Source organism: Rhizobium sp. YJ-22 (assembly GCF_029601685.1).
In the GTDB taxonomy this organism is placed as follows: domain Bacteria; phylum Pseudomonadota; class Alphaproteobacteria; order Rhizobiales; family Rhizobiaceae; genus Metarhizobium.
The window spans coordinates 115,664-134,707 of record NZ_JARRIR010000005.1 but is presented as its reverse complement, the minus strand read 5'-3'; the positions used below and the strand labels follow the sequence as shown (position 1 = coordinate 134,707).

The window sequence follows — 19,044 nt, the reverse complement described above, 5'->3', positions numbered from 1 at the left end:
AGGGCTGCCGCCATGCAATTTCCTTGTTCGGGGTGTTGATATCCGGCCATGGCCTGCCTGAAACTTTCCTTTCGCGACGGGACGCGGCAATGTCCGGCGCGATGACCAGCGATTCGTCCGATCTCTTCGGCGCTCTTTTCGAAACGCCCGCTCTTCAGCGCGCCGTTCCCGTGCTCGTGCCGCTACCGGTGCCGGGCGCGTATAGCTATGCCGTGCCGGAGGGGATGCATGTCGAGCCGGGCTCGGTGGTGCAGGTGCCGCTCGGGCCGCGGCAGGTGATCGGCGTCGTCTGGGAGGGCGGGGACGACGGCAAGGTCGATCCGAAGAAGCTGCGCCCAATCACCCATGTGTTCGATTGCCCGCCGCTCGATGCGACGATGCGCGCCTTCATTTCCTGGATCGCCGCCTACACGCTGACGCCGCCGGGCCTCGTGGCGCGCATGGCCTTGCGCGCGCCGGCCGCTTTCGATCCCGAGCCGATGGTCGAGGGACTTCGCTTCCTCGGGGGTACGCCGGAGCGCATGACGCCGGCGCGTGCGCGGGTGCTCGATCTGGTGCAGGACGGGTTTTCGTGGACGCGCAGCGGGCTTGCCCATGCGGCAGGCGTTTCGACCAGCGTCATCGACGGGCTGATGTCGCAAGGCCTGTTCGAAACCGTCTTCCTGCCGCCGCCGCCGGTGGTGGCGAAGCCCGATCCGGAGTTCGTCGCGCCGCGCATTGCCGGTCCGCAGAAGGAAGCCGCCGCCGACCTGGTGGAGATGGTCAAAGGCGGCGGTTTCGCCGTGTCGCTGATCGACGGCGTCACCGGTTCGGGCAAGACTGAAGTCTATTTCGAGGCGATTGCCGAAACGCTCAGGCGCGGCAAACAGGTGCTGATCCTCTTGCCGGAAATCGCGCTGACCGCCAGCTTCATGGAGCGTTTCCAGGATCGCTTTGGCGCCAAGCCCGCCGAATGGCATTCCGATCTGTCACCGCGCATGCGCGAAAAGGTCTGGCGGCAGGCGGTGACCGGCGAGGTGCGGGTGGTGGCCGGCGCCCGTTCGGCGCTGTTCCTGCCCTTCGAGGATCTCGGCCTGATCGTTGTCGATGAAGAGCACGATCCCGCCTACAAGCAGGAAGACCGCGTCTTCTACAATGCCCGTGACATGGCGGTGGTGCGCGGGCGTCTCACCGGCTTTCCGGTGGTGCTGGTCTCGGCGACGCCTTCGGTCGAAAGCCAGGTCAACGGCCAGACGGGGCGCTACACCACCATCCACCTGCCGACCCGCTTCGGCGATGCGGCCCTGCCCGATCTGCATCTCGTCGACATGCGTCGGCATCCGCCCGAACGCGGTGGTTTCCTGTCGCCGCTGATGCTGCGCGCCATCGGCAGGACGGTGGAGAGGCAGGAACAGGCGCTCTTGTTCCTCAATCGGCGCGGTTATGCGCCGCTCACACTTTGCCGTGTCTGCGGCCATCGCTTTCAATGCCCGCAATGTTCGAGCTGGCTGGTGGAACACCGGTTTCGCGGCCAGATCCAGTGCCATCAATGCGGCTATGCCGAACGCACGCCCGATGCCTGCCCCGAATGCGGCACGCTCGACCATCTCGTCGCCTGTGGCCCCGGCGTCGAGCGCATCGCCGAGGAAGTGGAACGACATTTTCCCGACGCGCGCACCATCGTGCTCTCTTCCGATCTCGGCGGCGTCAAGCGGTTGCGGCTGGAACTGGAGGCGATTGCCCGGGGGGAGGCCGATATCGTCATCGGCACCCAGCTCGTCGCCAAGGGCCATAATTTCCCGTTGATGACGCTGGTCGGCATCGTCGATGCCGATCTCGGCCTTGCCAATGGCGATCCGCGCGCCGCCGAGCGCACCTTCCAGCTCTTGAGCCAGGTGACCGGCCGCGCCGGCCGCACCGGGCTCAAGAGCCATGGGCTTCTCCAGACCTACCAGCCGCAGCATCCGGTCATGCAGGCGATCGTCTCCGGCGATGCCTCGGCCTTCTACGACCGCGAGATCGGTGAGCGGGAGAAGGCGGCGCTGCCGCCTTTCGGCCGACTGGCCTCGGTCATCGTCTCGGCCGACACCCGCCAGGATGCGGAAGGGCATGCGCGCGGCTTGCGTCAGGCGGCGCCCGAGGTCTCCGGCATCATGGTGCTCGGCCCGGCCGAAGCACCGTTGGCGCTGATCCGCGGCCGCCATCGCTTCCGCCTGCTCGTGCATGGCCGCCGCAACAGCGACCTGCAATCCTATCTGCGCGAAATGCTGTCGCGAGGGCCGAAGGAGCGGGCGAGCATCCATGTGCAGGTGGATATCGACCCGCAAAGCTTCCTGTAGGGCCGCTGCCGGGCGGCGACATGGTTAAAAGTCTGTGTCGAAACGGATCATGGCATTTCCCAGGTCGCCGGCTTCGTGCCATAACCACCGAAAATGGCTTCGTCGGGGATGACAGGATGGAATTTTACTTTCCGGCCGAACTGGGCGAGCGGCTGGCCTTCGGCGCGGCCGCCTTCGTGGCGCTGGCCGGCTTCTTCATGATGTTCGCGCCGGGGCTGACCTTCCGCATCCTCGGCCTGCAGACACGTGAGGGCCGGGCAAGCGCCTATGGCGAGGCGCGCTCGATGCTCGGCGGCTTCTATCTCGGTACAGGGCTTGCGGCGATCATCCTCGCCCAGCCGATGGTCTATTTCGCGCTCGGCTCCTCCTTCGCGCTCGCCGCCTTCGCCCGGGTCATCTCCATCCTGTCGGATCGCGGCGGCGCCGTTCAGAATTTACTACTTCTGATTGCGCAGGCCGTGCTCGCCACGCTGCCGCTTCTCTATGTGTTCGGCTGGGTCTGAATCCCGCCGGCGGCCACGCCAAGGCGCATAGGCCCCTGATACGGTAACTTTGCCTCAATTTCTCCGCATTATTGCGGAGCGAAACGCGTATTCCTCGCTTGCGCGTGTTGCGAGTCCCGGTCTCCTATGGTAGAGGGTCCCCGAATTTCGGAAAAGGCAGGACGCTCCGTCCGGCCGTTTTCGGGTGAAACCGAAACATTTTCAAGCACATCGCCGTTTCGAAGCGTCGTGGCGGTGTCTTGGAGGGAAATCAGGGAATTTTGTGCCCGTGGCAGACACCTCCCAGATCACATCCGGTGTGGCAGAACGGTATGCCTCGTCGCTTTTCGAGCTGGCGCTCGAAGCGAACGCGGTGGACGCCGTCAGTGCCGACCTCGACCGTTTTCAGCGTCTGCTTGATGAGAGCGAAGACCTGAAGCGTCTGATCGCAAGCCCGGTCTTTTCGGCCGAGGACCAGACCAAGGCCCTGGTGGCCGTCTGCCAGAGCGCCGGCATTTCCGGCCTCGTCGGCAATTTCCTGAAGGTGGTCGCCGGCAATCGCCGCCTGTTCGCCCTGCCGGGCATGATCAAGGCGTTCCGCGTCATTGCCGCGCGTCATCGCGGTGAAATCACCGCCGAGGTCACCTCGGCCCATGCGCTAACCCAAGCGCAGGAAAACGAATTGAAGGCGGCGCTGAAGGGCGTGACCGGAAAGGACGTGACGATTGCCGTCACCGTCGATCCGTCGATCCTCGGCGGCCTGATCGTCAAGGTCGGGTCGCGACAGATCGATACGTCGCTTCGCACCAAGCTCTCTACCCTTAAGCTCGCATTGAAAGAGGTCGGCTGATGGATATCCGCGCCGCGGAAATTTCCGCAATCCTGAAAGATCAGATCAAGAATTTCGGCAAAGAGGCGGAAGTCTCGGAAGTCGGCCAGGTTCTCTCCGTCGGTGACGGTATCGCCCGCGTCTACGGTCTGGACAACGTCCAGGCCGGCGAAATGGTCGAGTTCCCGAACGGCATCCGCGGCATGGCGCTGAACCTCGAAGCCGACAATGTCGGCGTCGTTATCTTCGGTTCGGACCGCGAAATCCGCGAAGGCGACACCGTCAAGCGCACCGGCGCCATCGTCGACGTTCCGGTCGGTCCGGAACTGCTCGGCCGCGTCGTCGACGCGCTCGGCAATCCGATCGACGGCAAGGGCCCGATCAACGCGTCGCGCCGTTCGCGCGTCGACGTCAAGGCTCCCGGCATCATTCCGCGCAAGTCGGTGCATGAGCCGATGTCGACCGGCCTCAAGGCCATCGACGCCCTCATCCCGGTCGGCCGCGGCCAGCGCGAGCTGGTCATCGGCGACCGCCAGACCGGCAAGACCGCCATTATCCTCGACACGATCCTCAACCAGAAGGCCATCCACGACAACGGCCCGGACAGCGAAAAGCTGTTCTGCGTCTACGTCGCCATCGGCCAGAAGCGTTCGACCGTTGCCCAGTTCGTCAAGGTTCTGGAAGAGCGCGGCGCCCTGAAATACTCGATCGTCGTTGCCGCCACGGCCTCCGATCCGGCCCCGATGCAGTACCTGGCCCCGTTTGCCGGCTGCGCCATGGGCGAATATTTCCGCGACAACGGCCAGCACGCGCTGATCGGTTACGACGACCTGTCCAAGCAGGCCGTCGCCTATCGCCAGATGTCGCTGCTGCTGCGCCGCCCGCCGGGCCGCGAAGCCTATCCGGGCGACGTTTTCTACCTCCACTCCCGCCTGCTGGAGCGCGCTGCAAAGCTCTCCGACGAGCGCGGCGCCGGCTCGCTGACGGCTCTGCCGGTCATCGAAACCCAGGGTAACGACGTTTCGGCCTTCATCCCGACCAACGTGATCTCGATCACCGACGGCCAGATCTTCCTCGAAACCGACCTGTTCTACCAGGGTATCCGCCCGGCCGTGAACGTCGGTCTGTCGGTCTCGCGCGTCGGCTCCTCGGCCCAGATCAAGGCGATGAAGCAGGTTGCCGGCTCGATCAAGGGCGAACTCGCCCAGTATCGCGAAATGGCCGCCTTCGCCCAGTTCGGCTCGGACCTCGATGCCGCGACGCAGCGCCTGCTGAACCGCGGCGCCCGCCTGACCGAACTCCTGAAGCAGCCGCAGTTCTCGCCGCTGAAGACGGAAGAGCAGGTTTCGGTGATCTTCGCCGGCGTCAACGGCTATCTCGACAAGATCGCCGTCAACCAGGTCGGCAAGTTCGAGCAGGGCTTCCTCTCCTACCTCCGCTCGGAAGGCAAGGCGATCCTCGACGCGATCCGTTCGGAAAAGCAGCTCAGCGACGACACCCGCGCCAAGCTGAAGGCCGCGCTCGACAGCTTCGCCAAGTCTTTCGCCTGATTTCCAGATCACGAGTAGGACGGATCACGGATGCCTTCACTTAAGGATCTGAAAAACCGGATCGCCTCCGTCAAGGCGACGCAGAAGATCACCAAGGCGATGAAAATGGTCGCCGCGGCGAAGCTTCGGCGTGCCCAGGAAGCGGCAGAAGCCGCCAGGCCTTATTCGCAGCGCATGAGCGCCGTCCTCGCCAACATCGCCCAGGCGGTCGGCAGTGACGACGGCGCGCCGCGCCTGATGACCGGCACCGGCAAGGACGACGTGCATCTGCTCGTCGTCTGCACCGCCGAACGCGGTCTGTGCGGTGGCTTCAACTCCCAGATCGCGCGTTTTGCGCGCGATCACGCCCGTCGCCTGCTGTCGCAGGGCAAGACGGTCAAGATCTACTGCGTCGGCAAGAAGGGCTATGACAGCCTGCGTCGCGAGTTCAACTCGCTGATCGTCGGTCGCACGGATCTGCGCGAAGTCAAGAAGATCGGCTTCGAGAACGCCGACCAGATCGCTCGCACCGTCATGTCGATGTTCGACAGGCAAGAGTTCGACGTCTGCACGCTGTTCTATTCCGAGTTCAAGTCGGTGATCAGCCAGATCCCGACCGCGCTCCAGCTCATTCCGGCTGCCGTCGACACGACGGTTGCCAATACGGCGACCGCCTCCGGTGCCACCGCCGTCTACGAATACGAGCCGGATGCAGGTTCGATCCTCAGCGATCTGATCCCGCGCAACATCACCGTCCAGATCTTCCGCGCTCTTCTTGAGAACGTCGCGGGCGAAATGGGCGCCAAGATGAGCGCGATGGATAATGCGACGCGCAACGCCGGCGAAATGATCAACAAACTGACGCTTAACTACAACCGTCAGCGCCAGGCGCAGATCACCAAGGAACTGATTGAAATCATTTCGGGCGCCGAGGCGCTCTGAGGTTAAGGAAAGAGGTAAGGAACATGGCTGACGCAGCTGCTTCCATTGGCAAGGTGACACAGGTCATCGGCGCCGTCGTCGACGTGGCGTTCGAAGGTGAGCTGCCGCCCATTCTGAACGCGTTGGAAACCGACAACGGCGGCAATCGCCTGGTTCTGGAAGTTGCCCAGCACCTCGGTGAAAACGTCGTTCGGACCATCGCCATGGACTCGACCGAAGGTCTGGTCCGCGGCCAGCAGGTCACTGACACCGGTAGCCCGATCATGGTTCCGGTCGGCGACGAGACCCTCGGCCGCATCATGAACGTCATCGGCGAGCCGGTCGACGAAGCCGGTCCGCTGGTCACCCCGACCAAGCGCGCCATCCACCAGGATGCCCCGGCTTACGTCGAGCAGTCCACCGAAGCCCAGATCCTCGTCACCGGCATCAAGGTCGTCGACCTGCTCGCGCCTTACGCCAAGGGCGGCAAGATCGGGCTGTTCGGCGGCGCCGGCGTCGGCAAGACCGTTCTGATCATGGAACTGATCAACAACGTCGCCAAGGCGCATGGTGGTTACTCGGTGTTCGCCGGCGTCGGCGAGCGTACCCGCGAAGGCAACGACCTCTATCACGAAATGATCGAGTCGGGCGTCAATAAGCATGGCGGTGGCGAAGGCTCCAAGGCAGCCCTCGTTTACGGCCAGATGAACGAACCGCCGGGCGCGCGCGCTCGCGTCGCTCTGACCGGTCTGACGATCGCCGAAGACTTCCGCGACAAGGGCCAGGACGTTCTGTTCTTCGTCGACAATATCTTCCGCTTCACCCAGGCAGGTTCGGAAGTGTCGGCTCTGCTCGGCCGTATTCCGTCGGCCGTGGGTTATCAGCCGACGCTCGCCACCGACATGGGCCAGATGCAGGAACGCATCACGACCACGACCAAGGGCTCGATCACCTCGGTCCAGGCCATCTACGTTCCCGCCGACGACTTGACCGACCCCGCACCGGCCACATCGTTCGCCCACCTGGACGCCACGACCGTTCTGTCGCGCTCCATCGCCGAAAAGGGTATCTACCCGGCCGTGGATCCGCTCGACTCGACCTCGCGCATGCTCGACCCGATGATCGTCGGCGAAGAGCACTACGAAGTCGCCCGTAAGGTCCAGTCGACGCTGCAGCGCTACAAGGCCCTGCAGGACATCATCGCCATCCTGGGCATGGACGAACTGTCGGAAGACGACAAGGTGGCCGTTGCCCGCGCCCGCAAGATCGAGCGCTTCCTGTCGCAGCCGTTCTTCGTCGCCGAAGTCTTCACCGGTTCGCCGGGCAAGCTCGTCGCGCTCGAAGACACGATCAAGGGCTTCAAGGGCCTGGTCAACGGCGAGTTCGACCACCTGCCGGAAGCCGCCTTCTACATGGTCGGCTCCATGGAAGAAGCCATCGAGAAGGCCAAGAAGCTGGCCGCCGAAGCGGCCTGATCCGGAAATAATCTCGACGCGCCGCTCCTGACGGGCCGGCGCGTCGTGTTCGATTGCGACCCCATAAAAGAGTTGATCCGCCATGGCCGAGAATTTCACGTTTGAACTCGTTTCTCCCGAGCGTCTTCTGCTGTCGGAGAAGGCCATCGAAGTCGTCATCCCGGCGACCGAGGGCGAAATGACCGTTCTGGCCAACCATGCGCCGACGATGACGACGATCAAGCCCGGCGTCGTGTCGGTCAAAACCGCCTCCGGCAAGACCGAGCGCTACGTCGTGTTCGGCGGCTTCGCCGACATCCTGCCGACGAGCTGCACGATTCTCGCCGAATCCGCCGTTCCGGCCTCGGAAATGAGCCGCGAGACGCTGCAGAAGCGTATCGAAGCGGTTCGTGGCGAATTGCAGGGGGCCGACAGCCATGATCGGAAGTTTCACCTCGAGCGTCATCTCGCCGAACTGACCCATTTAAACGGCGTCGTCATTCCGGCCTGAAACGGCTGACATCGCATTCCGGAAAGGCGGCTATCAGGCCGCCTTTTTCTTTGCGCGACGATTTAGAATTGCGAAAGGAAAGCTTGCTAGTCTCACTGTCGACAAACAGCGCAACGCGCCGTGGCGCGTGCCCAAAGTGGGATGACATGAGAATGGCTCCGATCAATTCGACCAATTATGGCGGCGAGACCATCGAGATCATCGCTTTCCGCATCCACGATCAGGAGTTCTGCGTCAAGACGACCTCGATCCGCGAAATCCGCGGCTGGGCGCCTTCGACGCCGATCCCGCATTCGCCTCCGGATGTGGTCGGCGTCATGAATCTGCGCGGTTCGGTGATCCCGATCATCGACCTCGCCTACAAGCTCGGCATGAGCAGCATCGTCGCCAACGAGCGCAGCGCCATCGTCGTCGCCGAAGTCCACAATATGGTGATCGGCATGCTGGTCGACCGCGTTTCGGACATCCTGACGATCTCCGCGACCCAGGTGCAGCCGGTCCCGGAAGTCACCGCCTCCTTCGACAAGTCCTATTCCGAAGGCATCATTGCCAGCGAGGCCGGCATGATCTGCTTCCTCAACCTGACGAAGATGTTCAAGGAAAGCGACAACGACGACCTCGCCGCCTGAGGGCAGGGGTTTTGCCATGCTTCGCAGCACCGGTCGGGAACCCCGTCCGGTGCTGTTTTGTTTCGGGACGATGGCGATCAGGCGGAGGGGTGCTTTTCCGTCAGGAAACCGAAGACTTCCGAAGCGGGCACGTCGTCGGCAACGAAGGACTGGCCGATGCCGTGAGTGAGGATGAAGGTCAGCTTGCCGCCCTTCACCTTCTTGTCCTGGGCGATGGCATCCATCAGCATCTCCACCGGCGGCAGGAGGCCTGGAATGTCGCGCATCGACACAGGCAGGCCGACGACCTGCAGATGCGCCGAGACGCGGGCGGCATCGTCGGGGCTGGCGAGATTGAGGCGCGCCGAGAACTGGTGCGCCAACACCATGCCGATCGACACGGCCTCGCCATGCACGAGGCGGGCGCTGTCATATTGCGTGCCGGCCTCCAGCGCGTGGCCGAAGGTGTGGCCGAGGTTCAGCAGCGCCCTCTGGCCGTTTTCGCGCTCGTCGGCGGCGACCACGTCGGATTTCGCCTGGCAGCTGACAGCGATGGCTTCGGCAAGGCCGGACCCATGGGCGAAGACGTCGCGCCAGTTGGCCTCCAGCCAGGCGAAGAAGTCCGGCTTGTCGATCAGCCCGTATTTGGCGACCTCGGCATAACCGGCGCGGAATTCGCGCGGGCTCAGCGTCTTCAGCACGTCGGTATCGGCGAGCACCAGGTCGGGCTGGTAGAAGACGCCGACGAGGTTCTTGCCGTGGCGGGTGTTGATGCCGGTCTTGCCGCCGACCGAGGAATCCACCTGCGCCAGCAGGGAGGTCGGGATCTGCACGAAACGGACGCCGCGCCGGACGATGCCGGCGGCAAAGCCGGTGAGATCGCCGATGACGCCGCCGCCGAGCGCAATCACGGCGTCGTTGCGCTCGATGCGCCCGTCGAGCAGCGTGTCGCAGGCGGTGATCAGATGCTCGAAGCTTTTCGTCTTTTCGCCGGCCGGCAGGGTCAGCGACACCGAGTCGATGCCGGCTTCCGCGAGACTTGCTGTCAACGCATCGAGATAGAGCGGTCCGACATTGGCGTCGGTGATGATCGCCGCCTTACGGCCTTTCAGGCGCGCGGCAATCTCCGCGCCGGCGCGCGCAATCAGGCCCGTGCCGATCAGGATGTCATAGGAACGTTCGCCGAGCGGCACATGGACGCTGCGCGACGGAGAGAGAATGTCGGTCATAGGGCCTCGCGGGCATGGATGATGGCGTCCAGGATCTCGCGGGCCACCAGCTCCTTGCGCACGTCGCGCGACTGGACGGTGAGATCGGCCTCGGCATAGATCGGATAGCGGGCGGTCATCAGGTTTTCGAGCGTCTGCTTCGGGTTTTCGGTCTTCAGCAGCGGACGGTTGTCGCGGCGGCTGACCCGGTCCCACAAGACGTCGAGATCGGCCTTCAGCCAGATGGAGAGCCCGCCGCTCTTCAGATGCTGGCGCGTCCGTTCGTTGATGAAGGCGCCGCCGCCTGTGGAGACGACGCGCGGTCCCTGGCGCAACAGCCGCCTGATGACGCGGGTTTCCAGATCTCTGAATTCCTGCTCGCCGTAACGGGCGAAAAGTTCCGGGATGGTCATGCGCGAGACGCGCTCGATTTCGTGGTCGGTATCGATGAAGGGAATGCCGAGCTGGGAAGCGACGATCTTGCCGACCGAGGATTTTCCCGCCCCCATCAGGCCGACGAGGATGAGGTTGCGGCCGTCGAGCGCGGCGCGTGCCCTGTCCCGCAAGGTGTCGGCGATGGCGATGTTGCTGTCTGTCATCGGTCTGAACAAATCCGTTTTGTCACCGTATCGACAAATGCGGGGGGAGCGTCAAGTCATGGCCGCCCCGAAAGTCGCGACCGGACCGCCGTTCTTGCATAATTGACTGGTGCCGGTCATATAGAGAAGGTTCGAAGGCCCGCCGGAGTTGCCCATGCCGACCCTGTTCCGGTTCCTGCTGATGTGCGCCGGCATCGCCGGCATTGTCTACGGAACCCTGTATGCGCTTGCCGTGTTCGTCGAGCCGCGCGAGCGCGATATCACGGTGCGCCTGCCTTCCGAGCGCGTCAATCCGCCCGCACCCGTCAAGCCGACCCCAGCGCTGGCCACGCCATGACGGCACGCGATCTCAGCCGGGCGCATATCGAATCCTTCCTCGAAATGATGAGCGCCGAGCGCGGCGCGGCGGTCAACACGCTGCAATCCTACGAGCGCGACCTGCTCGATGCCCATGCCTTCCTGTCGCGGCGCGGCGTCTCCATGAGCCGCGCGGCGAGCGCCGATATCACCGCCTATCTCGCCGGCCTTGCCGCCGAGGGTTTCAAGGCGTCGTCGCAGGCGCGGCGGCTGTCGGCGCTCCGTCAATTCTTCAAATTCCTCTATGCGGAGGGTCTTCGCGAAGACGATCCGACCGGCATCGTCGACAGCCCGAAGAAGGGGCGGGCGCTGCCGAAGATCATGAGCGTCGACGAGGTGACGCGCCTGCTAAGCCTGGCCGAGCAGGAAGCCGCCCAGCCCGGCCCGGAGCAACTGGCCCGCGCCCGCATGCTGGCGCTGCTGGAATTGCTCTATGCCACCGGCATGCGCGTCAGCGAACTGGTCTCGCTGCCGGCGCGGGTGCAGGAGACCGACGAGCGTTTCCTGATGATCCGCGGCAAGGGCAACAAGGAGCGCATGGTGCCGCTGTCGCGCTCGGCGATTGCCGCGCTGAAGGCCTATGCCGGACTGAAGACGGCGGCGAACCTGCCGGCCGAAAACCCATGGCTGTTTCCGGCCGCCTCGAAACAGGGTTTCCTGCCGCGCCAGGTCTTTGCCCGCGATCTCAAGGATCTGGCGATCCGCGCCGGTCTCACGCCGTCGAAAATCTCGCCGCATGTCATGCGCCATGCCTTTGCCAGCCACCTGCTCCAGAACGGCGCCGACCTGCGCGTCGTGCAGGAATTGCTCGGCCATTCGGACATCTCCACGACACAAATTTACACACATGTGCTGGATGAAAGGCTGCGCGAGCTGGTCGAAACGCATCACCCTCTTGCCAAACAGGCAAAAACACGGGATTAGACCCCCTGCAGAGGCACGGGAGCGGCCGCGTTATTGTCCTGGAATGATCGGAAACGGATCTCATGCATAATTATCTCGATTTCGAAAAGCCCATCTCCGATCTGGAGGGCAAGATCCACGAGCTGAAGAAGCTCGCCAGCGAAGACGAGAGCATCGATACGTCAGACGAGGTCGGCCGGCTGGAAGTGCGCGTCCGCGACGCCATGGTCGACATCTATTCGAAGCTCAATCCCTGGCAGAAGACCCAGGTCGCGCGCCATCCGCAGCGGCCGCATTTCGTCGATTATGCTCGTGGGCTGTTCACCGATTTCACGCCTCTGGCCGGTGACCGCAAGTTTGCCGAGGACGCCGCCATCCAGGCCGGCCTCGCCCGCTTTCGCGGTCAGCCGGTCGCCGTCATCGGCCAGGAAAAGGGCAACGACACCAAGTCGCGCATCCGCCACAATTTCGGCTCGGCCCGGCCGGAAGGTTATCGCAAGGCGATCCGCTTGCTGGAAATGGCCGACCGTTTCCATCTGCCGATCGTTACCCTGATCGACACGGCGGGCGCCTATCCCGGCGTCGGCGCCGAAGAGCGCGGCCAGGCCGAGGCCATCGCCCGCTCCACCGAAATGTGCCTCAACGTCAAGGTGCCCGTCGTCTCGGTCATCATCGGCGAGGGCGGCTCGGGCGGCGCCATCGCGATCGCCACCGGCAACCGCGTCTATATGCTGGAGCATTCGATCTACAGCGTCATCTCTCCGGAAGGCGCCGCCTCGATCCTGTGGCGCGATTCGGCCCGGGCCAAGGAAGCGGCGACCGCCATGAAGATCACGGCGGACGATCTGAAGGCGCTCGGCATCGTCGACGGCATTATCGCCGAACCGATCGGCGGCGCCCATCGCGATCCCGACAAGGTCATCGCCTCGGCCGGCGACACCATTGCGCAGGCGCTGGAGGAACTCAACAAGCGCACCGGCGAGCAGCTTCGCAACGACCGGCGTCAGAAATTCCTCAACATTGGCCGTAACCTGTAGTATTCGGACGCATATATGCGTTTGAGTCGCCGCGTGCGGCGCTTCGGGCAGGACGGTGCCCTTGGCGAAACGGCATGCGGTCGCGAGAAGTTAAGATTTCGTTAACCGTCCCTGCGTATGGTGCGTTTACGATTCGTTAAGAGACGGCCCCTGCCGTCCGGAACACCGGTGAGCTTGTGCAATGCGCCTGAGAAACCTCGCGCTCCTTTCCCTGATGGCTGCTGCCCTGGCCGGCTGCAACGAAACGCTCGAATCCGTTTCGACCGTCGATCTGTCTAAAGTCAAGAACAAGGTGACCGAGCCGCTTTCGCAGCCGATGCTGGCGAAGATGCGCTCCAAGAGCATGGACCAGTTCTCGCCGATCGTACTGCGCATCTTCAAGGAAGAAGGCGTGCTCGAGGTCTGGAAGGCGCGAACCGACAATCGCTTCGAAAAACTGACGGAATACAAGATCTGCGCCTGGTCCGGCCGTCTCGGCCCGAAGGTCAAGGAAGGCGACCGGCAGGCGCCGGAAGGGTTCTACAACCTGACGCCGGCGCATCTGAACCCGAATTCCAAATATTACCTGGCGATCAATACCGGCTTCCCCAACAAGTATGACGCTGCCAACAAGCGCTACGGCACCAATCTGATGATTCATGGCGCCTGTTCCTCCTCGGGCTGCTATTCGATGACCGATGAGCAGGTGCTGGAAATCTACGCTTTTGCGCGCGACGCCTTCAAGGGCGGCCAGAAGACCGTGCAGTTGCAGGCCTTCCCCTTCCGCATGACCGCGGAAAACATGGCTCGCCACGCCCATAGCGAGAACATCGACTTCTGGAAGATGCTCAAGGTCGGCTACGACAATTTCGAAGTGACCAAACGGCCCCCCGACGTCAATGTCTGCGAGAAGAGATATGTCTTCAACCAGCAGTCGAACGGCGCTTTCAATCCGATCGGCGCCTGCCCGGCCATGTCGACGCCGCCGGCCTTGCAGGCGGCGCTCTCGGCCTACAACCGCACCTATGACGTCGCCTATGAAAAGGCGATGCGCAAGTTCGACGGCATGGTCTGGTACGATCCGAGCGAAGCCGAACGCAAGGCGCTGGTCGCCAAGCAGCGCAAGGGCCGCGAGCTTGCCTATGCGCCGACCGGCTCGGCGCTCGAAGCCGGCAAGCTGATGAAGCTTTCCGACTACCAGGAACGGCTGAAGGAAAACGAGGCGCGCACCGCCGCCGCGGCGATCAGCCGCCAGACGGCCGCCGCAACCGCCGTCGCCGCCGAAAAGCTGGAAAAGACCGCATCCATTCCAGTGCCGAAGCCCAATCCGGTCAAGCCGACCGCCGAAGTCGCGGCCCCGGCCGAAGGGCCTACCGTCGCCGCGACCGATGACGCGAAAAAGCCGTTCTGGAAGTTCTGGTAATCAAGTGGCGGCGCTTTACGATCTCAGGGGGCTCAAATGTCCCCTGCCGGTCCTCAAGGCCCGCCGCCGTCTGCTGCGCCTTGCCCCCGGCGAAGAGCTGATCGTCACCACCACCGACCCGCTCGCCGTCATCGATATCACCCACATGTGCAACGAGGACGGCCACAGACTTCTGGAAACGCAGAAGATGGAAGACGGGCACCGGTTTCATATCCGCAAGGGTGGCGGCCCAACATAACTGCGCTTTAAGGTCTGGCTTTTTCGATGGCCGATGCCATCAGTGAACGCCAGGCCGAGCCGCCGGCTCGTTTGAAACGCTCGACCGTCTCGGCGTCGAGGCGCCCGGTTCGTCCCAAACGATCTTCATTGTTTCGTGTGCGGAAAATTCAAAAAAGTAAAAGAAAGCAATGACAAGCAGGAAAAATGGCGTCCACGAGAGGATTCGAACCTCCGACCCCAGGATTCATACCACTTCGGCTTTCGCCGCTGCCGCAGCATTCGTGGTCTGGACTGTCCCTTCGCCATGGACTCTGAGGTCTTTAGGCGCTGCCCGTCCAGTCTCTACACCTTCGACGGATTTCTCCGAAGCTTGGCTCGGGATCGGCATGCTGGAAGACCAGCGAAGCGTTCCCCGACTTTGAGCAGATCCGCCATGGCGTTTCCGTCCATGACGCCCAATTTTAGGAATCCTGTGCTCTATCCTGCTGAGCTACGTGGACATTGTCAGCGATTCTGTCGCTGCCCTTCTATAGACTGAAAGCGGGCGTTTTCGCAAACCCTTATTGCGGGCTGCAAGGGGCGGGCAAGCCTGTTCCGCGGGAAACAGAGGATCGCTGCGCCGCATGGCAGATTGGAACCGTCAACGGGGCTTTTCGCCCCTTTCGGAGCCCGCCGATGCGTAGCCATATCGTCCTTTCCGCCCTCGTCCTCACCCTTCTGCTGACGGCCGCAGCCAATGTCGTGGCGCGCGGTCCGGGCAGCCAGGCAACGGCGCAGCAGGCACTGCCGGATTGCGTCGTGAAAATGCACCGCAAATATGATTACAGCGGCCGGCTCTATATCCAGAAGGTCCGCGTCTGCCGGACGGCGGGCGGCGCGTGACGCTTTCGGCAAGCCCGGCGGAGTTGCCGCCGGGCTTGCCACGCCGTTTCAGGCGGCGAGGCGACTTTCGGCGAGGTGCACCCAGTAGGAAATGCCGTGCGCGATGACGTCGTCGTTGAAATCATAGGCGGGGTTGTGCAGTCCAGCCGTGTCGCCGTTGCCGACGAAGATGAAGGCGCCGGGGCGGGCGTTGAGCATATAGGAAAAATCCTCGCCACCCATCATCGGATCGACCTCGGCATCGACATGGTCGGCGCCGGCAATGGCGCGGGCGCTGTCAGCGGCGAAATCGGTTTCGCTGGCATGGTTGAAGGTGACCGGATAGTTGCGGTGATAGCCGACCGTGCCCTCGGCGCCGTGGGCGGCGCAAATGCCTTCGACCACCTGGCGGATGCGCGCTTCGGCCATGTCCCGATCCTCCGGCATCAGCGTGCGCACCGTGCCGCAGATGACGGCATCGTTGGGGATGACGTTATAGGCGAAGCCGGCATTGAACTTGGTGACGGTGACCACCACCGAGCGCAAAGGATCGGCGGTGCGCGAGGCGATCTGCTGCAGGTTGGTGACCACCTGCGCGCCGATGACAATGGGATCGATGGTGCGGTGCGGCTGGGCCGCATGGCCGCCGCGGCCTTTGACGGTGATGGTGAATTCGTCGGTCGAGGCCATGATCGGGCCCTTGCGGATGGCGAAATGGCCGACGGGGAGGCCTGGCATGTTGTGCATGCCGTAGACCTCGGCGATGCCGAAACGCTCCATCATGCCGTCCTCGACCATCAGGCGGCCACCGCCGCCGCCTTCCTCGGCCGGCTGGAAGATCACGGCGACATTGCCGGTGAAATTGCGGGTCTCGGCGAAATATTTGGCGGCGCCCAGCAGCATGGCGGTGTGGCCGTCATGGCCGCAGGCATGCATCTTGCCGGGGGTGGTCGAGGCCCAGAGCTTTCCGGAGATTTCGGTGAGCGGCAGGGCATCCATGTCGGCGCGCAGGCCGATGGTGCGGCCTTCGCCCTTGCCGCGGATCAGGCCGACGACCCCGGTGCGGCCGAGCCCGGTCACAACCTCGTCGACGCCGAATTCCCGCAGCTTTTCGGCAACGAAGGCGGCGGTGTTGTCGACGTCGAACAGCAGTTCCGGCCGCTCGTGCAGATGGCGTCGCCAGCCGGTGACTTCGTCCTGGAGATCGGCGGCGCGGTTGAGAATGGGCATGGTGTGTTCCTGTCGCAAATCGAGTGATTCGGCGGCCAAGCGGGCTTGGCGTCATGCAAAAGGCGCAAAGATTGACGTCTGCCATGGCCTTTGCCATGGCTTAGCCATATAGGATAAATAACGCCAAGTGACGAGACCATTCCGGACAATTCGAGGAACTGCCGTGCCAACGAAGACTGCCCCCAAGCTTGCCTTGCGTCTGTTCACCGCGATTGCGGCGACGGCGCTTGCGGCTGCACAGCCCGTTTTCGCCAATCCGCGCATCGTCGTCGACGTGCAGAGCGGCCGCGTGATCGATCACGAAGATGCCTTCCACCGCTGGTATCCCGCTTCGCTCACCAAGCTGATGACCGCCTATGTCACCTTCAGCGCCATCCGCGCAGGCCAGCTCAGCCTGGAAAGCCCGGTGACCATGAGCAAGCACGCGGCTTCCCAGCCGGCCAGCAAGATGTATTACAAGCCCGGCCAGCAGATGACGCTGGACAGCGCGCTGAAGATGATGCTGATCAAATCGGCCAATGACATCGCGGTGGCCATCGCCGAGACGGTCGGCGGCTCGCAGGATGCCTTCGTGGCGCGCATGAACGACCAGGCCGCTAGGCTCGGCATGATCTCCAGCCATTTCATCAATCCCAACGGCCTGCCCGGCAAGGGCCAGTATACGACGGCGCGCGATCTGGCGGTGCTCGCCGTGGCGATCAAGCGGGAATTTCCCGAATATGCCAATTACTTCGCGGTCGAGGGTTTTACCACCGGCAAGAAGAACTATCCGAACTACAACCTGCTGATCGGCCGCTTCGACGGCGCCGACGGCATGAAAACCGGTTTCATCTGCGCTTCGGGCTTCAACCAGGTGTCCTCGGCGACGCGCGACGGCCGCACGGTGGTCTCGGTCGTGCTCGGCACCGACAGCCTGGGCGCCCGCGCCGACATGTCGGCGGACCTGCTGCAGAAGGCGTTGACGACGCCGGGCAACGGCAACACCACCCTGCGCACCCTGCAGCCCTACGGCGTCGACCGCGACACCGTCGCCGATATCAGCGCCGATATCTGCAATGCCAAGAGCGCCAAGGTGCGCAGCGAGGGCCGTGACGAGGTGGGCCGCATGAAGATGCATTCGGCCTATATCCGCGAGATGACGCGCGAGCCGAACTATGTCTTCGCCGGCCTCATTCCCGGCAGCGAGCCCGCGCCGAAGGCGACGGCGGCCGCCGCCGGCGGCCAGCTCGCCAATGTGCCGATCCCGATCCCGCGTCCGGCGACGTTCTGAGGTTTGCGATGAGCGCGCTCAGCGACCGTATCGCGGTTTCCATCGTCACCGGTTTTCTCGGGGCGGGGAAATCGACATTGCTCAACCGGATCCTTAAGGATCCGGAGATCAGCGACGTCGCCGTCATCATCAACGAGTTCGGCGAAGTCGGCATCGATCATCTGCTGGTCGAAACGTCGGACGATTCGATCATCGAACTGTCGGACGGTTGCCTGTGCTGCACGGTGCGCGGCGAACTTGTCGATACGCTGGCGACGCTGGTCGACCGTATGCAAACCGGCCGCATCAAGCCGCTGAAGCGCATCGTCATCGAAACCACGGGGCTCGCCGATCCGGCCCCGGTGATGCAGTCGGTGCTCGGCAATCCGGTGCTGGCGCAAGATTTCATCCTCGACGGTCTCCTCACCGTGGTCGATGCCGTCAACGGTCTGACGACGCTCGACCACCATGTCGAGGCGCGCAAGCAGGCGGCGGTCGCCGACCGGCTGGTGCTGTCGAAGATGACGCTCGCGACGCCGGAGGCCATCGCGGCGTTGAAGGCGGCGTTGCGCCAGCTCAATCCGCGCGCGCCTTTCGTCGATGGTGACAGCGAGGCGGCCGGCCAGGCGGCCCTGCTCGCCAATGGGCTCTACGATGTTTCCTCCAAGATCGCCGATGTCGGGCGATGGCTGGGCGAGGAAGCGGCGGCGGACAATCATCACCACGACGGGCATCACCACGACGGGCATCACCATGATCATCACCACGACCACGATCATGCGCATCACCATCACGGTCATCACCATCATGACGTGACCCGTCATGGCGGCGATATCCGCTCCTTCTCGATCATCCATGACAAGCCGATCGAGCCGATGGCGCTGGAGATGTTCGTCGACCTGCTGCGCTCCGCCCATGGCGAAAAGCTGTTGCGGATGAAGGCGATCGTGGCGACGGCAGACCGGCCCGAACAGCCACTGGTGCTGCATGGCGTCCAGTCCGTCTTCCACCCGCCGGTGCGCCTGCCGGCCTGGCCGGACGATGGCGACCGGCGCACGCGCATGGTGCTGATCACCAAGGGATTGCCGGAAGACTTCGTCCGCGACCTGTTCGACGCTTTCACCGGCACGCCGCGCATCGATCGGCCGGATCGCCAGGCCATGGAAGACAATCCGCTGGCCATTCCCGGCATGAGGTTCTGATTGAGCCGGCGAAATGCTGGAATTTTTCGTAAGGGGCAAGGCTACATCCGATAGCATTGCCGTTTGCGAATGGCATTGGCGGCAAACACTCCCGAAACGAAAAACCCCCGGCTTTCGCCGAGGGT

General features: G+C 63.5%; 19 protein-coding genes and 1 tRNA gene. 16 read left to right on the top strand and 4 right to left on the bottom strand.

The genetic code is table 11. From position 1 onward, the window contains the following. Positions 1-101: 101 nt before the first annotated feature. The 8 genes from P7F60_RS13770 to P7F60_RS13735 all read left to right on the top strand — a co-directional run bounded on the left by P7F60_RS13770 (position 102) and on the right by P7F60_RS13735 (position 8,673). Positions 102-2,318 (top strand): primosomal protein N', encoded by a 2,217-nt coding sequence (locus tag P7F60_RS13770; protein WP_277918522.1) that lies wholly within the window; start codon positions 102-104, stop codon positions 2,316-2,318. Between the two features lie 116 nt (positions 2,319-2,434). Beyond that, positions 2,435-2,821, top strand: a complete 387-nt coding sequence (locus tag P7F60_RS13765; protein WP_277918305.1) for a DUF4345 domain-containing protein — start codon at positions 2,435-2,437, stop codon at positions 2,819-2,821. A gap of 262 nt (positions 2,822-3,083) precedes the next feature. Next, positions 3,084-3,650, top strand: coding sequence for a F0F1 ATP synthase subunit delta (locus tag P7F60_RS13760; RefSeq protein ID WP_277918304.1), 567 nt, complete (start codon positions 3,084-3,086; stop codon positions 3,648-3,650). Beyond that, a complete protein-coding gene (gene atpA, locus P7F60_RS13755) occupies positions 3,650-5,179 on the top strand; it encodes a F0F1 ATP synthase subunit alpha (RefSeq protein WP_277918303.1) in 1,530 nt (509 codons plus the stop codon). The genes P7F60_RS13760 and atpA overlap by 1 nt, the downstream gene beginning before the upstream one ends. A gap of 30 nt (positions 5,180-5,209) precedes the next feature. Beyond that, on the top strand, positions 5,210-6,100 hold the full coding sequence (locus P7F60_RS13750; protein ID WP_277918302.1) for a F0F1 ATP synthase subunit gamma: 891 nt from the start codon (positions 5,210-5,212) through the stop codon (positions 6,098-6,100). Positions 6,101-6,123: 23 nt separating this feature from the next. Beyond that, complete coding sequence (atpD, locus tag P7F60_RS13745; RefSeq protein ID WP_277918301.1) at positions 6,124-7,554, top strand: F0F1 ATP synthase subunit beta; 1,431 nt, start codon at positions 6,124-6,126, stop codon at positions 7,552-7,554. Between the two features lie 82 nt (positions 7,555-7,636). After that, positions 7,637-8,044, top strand: a complete 408-nt coding sequence (locus tag P7F60_RS13740) for a F0F1 ATP synthase subunit epsilon (RefSeq protein ID WP_277918300.1) — start codon at positions 7,637-7,639, stop codon at positions 8,042-8,044. Positions 8,045-8,196: 152 nt separating this feature from the next. Further along, positions 8,197-8,673 carry a chemotaxis protein CheW gene (locus P7F60_RS13735; protein ID WP_277918299.1) on the top strand — a complete coding sequence of 159 codons (477 nt, stop codon included), beginning with the start codon at positions 8,197-8,199 and terminating at the stop codon, positions 8,671-8,673. Positions 8,674-8,750: 77 nt separating this feature from the next. Here P7F60_RS13735 and aroB read toward each other — a convergent pair whose 3' ends face one another. After that, positions 8,751-9,881, bottom strand: a complete 1,131-nt coding sequence (gene aroB / locus P7F60_RS13730) for a 3-dehydroquinate synthase (protein WP_277918298.1) — start codon at positions 9,879-9,881, stop codon at positions 8,751-8,753. After that, entirely contained in the window at positions 9,878-10,459 is a 582-nt protein-coding gene (locus P7F60_RS13725; protein ID WP_277918297.1) for a shikimate kinase, read from the bottom strand. The genes aroB and P7F60_RS13725 overlap by 4 nt, the downstream gene beginning before the upstream one ends. 154 nt (positions 10,460-10,613) lie before the next feature. Between P7F60_RS13725 and P7F60_RS13720 the strand changes: the two genes are divergently transcribed. From P7F60_RS13720 to P7F60_RS13700, 5 genes are all read left to right on the top strand, one after another. Next, positions 10,614-10,796 carry a hypothetical protein gene (locus tag P7F60_RS13720; protein WP_277918296.1) on the top strand — a complete coding sequence of 61 codons (183 nt, stop codon included), beginning with the start codon at positions 10,614-10,616 and terminating at the stop codon, positions 10,794-10,796. Further along, entirely contained in the window at positions 10,793-11,740 is a 948-nt protein-coding gene (xerD, locus tag P7F60_RS13715) for a site-specific tyrosine recombinase XerD (protein WP_277918295.1), read from the top strand. The genes P7F60_RS13720 and xerD overlap by 4 nt, the downstream gene beginning before the upstream one ends. Positions 11,741-11,802: 62 nt before the next feature. Further along, on the top strand, positions 11,803-12,756 hold the full coding sequence (locus P7F60_RS13710; RefSeq protein ID WP_277918294.1) for an acetyl-CoA carboxylase carboxyltransferase subunit alpha: 954 nt from the start codon (positions 11,803-11,805) through the stop codon (positions 12,754-12,756). Positions 12,757-12,937: 181 nt separating this feature from the next. Continuing rightward, complete coding sequence (locus P7F60_RS13705) at positions 12,938-14,158, top strand: murein L,D-transpeptidase family protein (RefSeq protein ID WP_166096892.1); 1,221 nt, start codon at positions 12,938-12,940, stop codon at positions 14,156-14,158. A 4-nt stretch (positions 14,159-14,162) separates the two neighbouring features. After that, positions 14,163-14,396, top strand: coding sequence for a sulfurtransferase TusA family protein (locus P7F60_RS13700; protein ID WP_235914671.1), 234 nt, complete (start codon positions 14,163-14,165; stop codon positions 14,394-14,396). Between the two features lie 186 nt (positions 14,397-14,582). Here P7F60_RS13700 and P7F60_RS13695 read toward each other — a convergent pair. Continuing rightward, a tRNA-Ser gene (locus tag P7F60_RS13695) sits at positions 14,583-14,651 on the bottom strand. Positions 14,652-15,052: 401 nt separating this feature from the next. On the opposite strand from P7F60_RS13695, the gene P7F60_RS13690 reads away from it, so the two are divergent. Continuing rightward, positions 15,053-15,259 (top strand): hypothetical protein, encoded by a 207-nt coding sequence (locus P7F60_RS13690; protein ID WP_166096889.1) that lies wholly within the window; start codon positions 15,053-15,055, stop codon positions 15,257-15,259. A gap of 48 nt (positions 15,260-15,307) precedes the next feature. On the opposite strand, the gene P7F60_RS13685 is transcribed toward P7F60_RS13690, so the two are convergent. Then, positions 15,308-16,468, bottom strand: coding sequence for a M20 aminoacylase family protein (locus P7F60_RS13685; RefSeq protein ID WP_166096887.1), 1,161 nt, complete (start codon positions 16,466-16,468; stop codon positions 15,308-15,310). Positions 16,469-16,631: 163 nt separating this feature from the next. Here P7F60_RS13685 and P7F60_RS13680 point away from each other — a divergent pair, with 163 nt between their 5' ends. Both P7F60_RS13680 and P7F60_RS13675 read left to right on the top strand, forming a co-directional pair. Then, entirely contained in the window at positions 16,632-17,738 is a 1,107-nt protein-coding gene (locus P7F60_RS13680; RefSeq protein ID WP_166096885.1) for a D-alanyl-D-alanine carboxypeptidase family protein, read from the top strand. 8 nt (positions 17,739-17,746) lie between these two features. Beyond that, complete coding sequence (locus P7F60_RS13675) at positions 17,747-18,919, top strand: GTP-binding protein (RefSeq protein WP_166096884.1); 1,173 nt, start codon at positions 17,747-17,749, stop codon at positions 18,917-18,919. The last annotated feature ends 125 nt before the right edge of the window (positions 18,920-19,044 follow it).

Coding starts and splice junctions, on each gene's coding strand:
- P7F60_RS13770 (WP_277918522.1), top strand. CDS start 102: ATGACCAGCGATTCGTCCGATCTCTTCGGCGCTCTTTTCGAAACGCCC.
- P7F60_RS13765 (WP_277918305.1), top strand. CDS start 2,435: ATGGAATTTTACTTTCCGGCCGAACTGGGCGAGCGGCTGGCCTTCGGC.
- atpA (WP_277918303.1), top strand. CDS start 3,650: ATGGATATCCGCGCCGCGGAAATTTCCGCAATCCTGAAAGATCAGATC.
- P7F60_RS13750 (WP_277918302.1), top strand. CDS start 5,210: ATGCCTTCACTTAAGGATCTGAAAAACCGGATCGCCTCCGTCAAGGCG.
- atpD (WP_277918301.1), top strand. CDS start 6,124: ATGGCTGACGCAGCTGCTTCCATTGGCAAGGTGACACAGGTCATCGGC.
- P7F60_RS13740 (WP_277918300.1), top strand. CDS start 7,637: ATGGCCGAGAATTTCACGTTTGAACTCGTTTCTCCCGAGCGTCTTCTG.
- P7F60_RS13735 (WP_277918299.1), top strand. CDS start 8,197: ATGGCTCCGATCAATTCGACCAATTATGGCGGCGAGACCATCGAGATC.
- aroB (WP_277918298.1), bottom strand. CDS start 9,881: ATGACCGACATTCTCTCTCCGTCGCGCAGCGTCCATGTGCCGCTCGGC.
- P7F60_RS13725 (WP_277918297.1), bottom strand. CDS start 10,459: ATGACAGACAGCAACATCGCCATCGCCGACACCTTGCGGGACAGGGCA.
- P7F60_RS13720 (WP_277918296.1), top strand. CDS start 10,614: ATGCCGACCCTGTTCCGGTTCCTGCTGATGTGCGCCGGCATCGCCGGC.
- xerD (WP_277918295.1), top strand. CDS start 10,793: ATGACGGCACGCGATCTCAGCCGGGCGCATATCGAATCCTTCCTCGAA.
- P7F60_RS13710 (WP_277918294.1), top strand. CDS start 11,803: ATGCATAATTATCTCGATTTCGAAAAGCCCATCTCCGATCTGGAGGGC.
- P7F60_RS13705 (WP_166096892.1), top strand. CDS start 12,938: ATGCGCCTGAGAAACCTCGCGCTCCTTTCCCTGATGGCTGCTGCCCTG.
- P7F60_RS13690 (WP_166096889.1), top strand. CDS start 15,053: ATGCGTAGCCATATCGTCCTTTCCGCCCTCGTCCTCACCCTTCTGCTG.
- P7F60_RS13685 (WP_166096887.1), bottom strand. CDS start 16,468: ATGCCCATTCTCAACCGCGCCGCCGATCTCCAGGACGAAGTCACCGGC.
- P7F60_RS13675 (WP_166096884.1), top strand. CDS start 17,747: ATGAGCGCGCTCAGCGACCGTATCGCGGTTTCCATCGTCACCGGTTTT.